At 58.2% G+C, this 2,555-nt stretch carries 2 protein-coding genes; both read right to left on the reverse strand.

Annotation, left to right across the window (positions count from 1 at the left end; all coding sequences use genetic code 11):
• Positions 1-1,056, reverse strand: a 1,056-nt coding sequence (locus tag Q0510_RS11320; RefSeq protein ID WP_298711352.1) for a RagB/SusD family nutrient uptake outer membrane protein, incomplete at its 3' end; no start/stop codon positions are given.
• Positions 1,057-1,081: 25 nt separating this feature from the next.
• A partial coding sequence (locus Q0510_RS11325) for a SusC/RagA family TonB-linked outer membrane protein (protein WP_298711354.1) occupies positions 1,082-2,555 on the reverse strand: 1,474 nt, incomplete at its 5' end.

Here is a 2,555-nt window from a genome sequence, read left to right on the forward strand (position 1 = left end):
GCTCGCCGCATCGCCGTAGAATACGAATTTGGCGCGGGGATCCGTGTAGGCCAGGCCAGCCTGGTTCGTGTATTTGAAGGCTTTCACCAGCGCATCGGATACGAACACGTTGCGCCAGTCGTTGAAGCCGTATTCCTGCGCACGGTCGCTGTGGGTGGCTTTACCGCCCCAGGTCTCCTGTCCGCCGAAAACATAATATTGGTTGCCGATGCCCCAGTCGGTCCATCGGGCATGCATCACCTGGAAGATGATTTCGGGGTTCGACTGGTTGGTTTCGGTGAATAGCGCGTCGTAGCTGCCGCTGAGCTGGTAAGTGTACGGCGCCTGGGTGAGCGGTTGCAGGGTGGTCCTGGCGTCGGCCCATTTTTTCTGGTAGAGATACACTTTCCCCAGCATGGCCGTGGCTGCGCCTTTAGAGATGCGGCCGAGGTCGCCGGCGGCCTGGTCTTTCGGGAAAGGCAGGTCGGGGATGGCGGCTTTGAGATCGTTTTCCACGGCGGTCCAGATCTCAGCGGTGGAATTGCGTTTCGGGTAGAGGTTGCCGATGTTTTCGTCGTAACTGTTGCGCAGCGGCGCCCTGCCCCAGAGCATTACCAAATGCAGGTTGGCGTAGGCGCGGAGGAATTTCGCCTCGGCGATATATTGCTTTTGCAATTGCTGGTCTGCGGCGGAAGCCGGCGCCCAGGCGGTAGCGCGGTCGATCACTACGTTGGAACGCAGCACCAGCCGGTACATCGACGCCCACATATTCGTCAGGATGCTGTTGGCCGGGGTGAAGGTGAAATCCGAAAGCGGGCGGATGTCTCCCTGCAACGGCGCATCCCTTTCCGCATCGTTGCCCATGAGATCGAAAATGAAATAGTACTCGCGCGACCACATCCCGTTGTGGAGCAGTACGGCGTAAGTGGCGATCACGGCTTCGTTCAGTTGCGCGGCGCCCGTGAAGTAGTTGTCGTAGCCGTAGGCGCCGGGGTTTTCCACGTCCAGCCTCGACTTGCTGCACCCGAACCCTGCGAGCACCAGCGCGGTCAGTATGATGGAGATTTTCTTTTTCATGTTGAAATGGTTTCGTGTGATGGAATTAAAGTCCTACCTGCAATCCGAACAGCACCGTCTTCGGCTGCCCCAGCTGCCCGCGGTCGATGCCGCGCGCGAAAATGAAATTGGAGCCCGAAGGCGCGCTGATCTCGGGATCATAGCCGCTGTACTTCGTAAGCGTGACCAGGTTTTCTCCCGACACATACAGCCGCAGGCTGCTCACCACTCCTTTGCTGAAGCTGTTCAGGAAACTGCGGGGGAACGTGTACCCCAGCGTGATCATCCTTACGCGCATGTAATCGCCTTTTTCGGTATAAAAATCGGAAGGCTGCAGGTTGGCCGTCTGGTTCTGCCCTGCGCGCGGATACTTCGCCACATCGCCCGGCTGGCGCCAGCGCTGGAGCATTTCGGTGCTCACGTTGTGCAGGGCCGAAGTGCCCATCAGTACGTAATTCTGCTCCTTATACAACGTTACGCCCGATACACCGGCGATGGCGGTGTTGAAATCGAAGTTCTTATAGCCGAGGCTCACCGTTCCGCCGTACACGAACTTCGGAATGGGATTGCCGAGAATGGTCATATCGCCATCATCGATGAACCCGTTGCCGTTGATGTCGCGGAACAGGAAATCGCCGGGTTTGGCATCGGCCTGGTACACGGCCGTGGGATTGCCGGTGGCCTTTCGGGCATTGTCGTTGTAACGGTCGATGTCTGCCTGGTCGATGGCGACGTGGTCTACCAACCGGCCGTAGAACGAACCGATGGGGGAACCTTTCGCCGTGTAGGTGGCGGCGCTGTTCTGGTTGAAGGCGCCGTCGCGGATGGGCGCTGCGAATTCATTGCCCAGCGAGTTCACGATGTTTTTGTTGTAACCTCCATTGACGCCGATGCTGTAGCTGAAGCCGCCCGCGGTTTCGTTCTTGTAACTGAGCGCCAGTTCCACACCCGTGTTCTGTGCAGAGGCGGCGTTGCTCGCCAGCGTAGGGCTCCCCGTAACAGGGCCCGCACCCGTGGAGTTCGGGATGGGCACATTCACCAGCAGGTCGTTGTTCTTGCGGCGGTACCAGTCGAACGTTACGCCGAATTTATTGTTGAACATGCTCAAATCGAAGCCGGCATTGGTCTGCACCGTTTCCTCCCACTTCAGGTTGGGATTGGAGATCGCATTGATGGTAGTGCCGGAGAACCAGCCCTCACCCGGACCGAAGCTGTATACCAGGTTGCCGGTAGGACTGCCGCTGTACGTCAACGGTGAAGTCTGGAACGCGCCGATGTTATTGTTCCCCGTCTTGCCCCAGCTCACCCGCACTTTAAGGTCGGATATGAATGTGGCCTGCTTGAGGAATTCTTCGTTCGAAGCGTTCCACGCCAGGCCCACGCCGGGGAAGTTCCCGAATTTATTGGCCGGGCCGAACACCGAAGAGCCATCGCGGCGGATGCTGGCCGTCAGCACATATTTATCATTGTAATTGTAGACGAGGCGCCCGAAGTACGAAATCCCCACGTTGTTGTTGCCG

The organism is uncultured Chitinophaga sp., assembly GCF_937874145.1.
Classification (GTDB): domain Bacteria; phylum Bacteroidota; class Bacteroidia; order Chitinophagales; family Chitinophagaceae; genus Chitinophaga.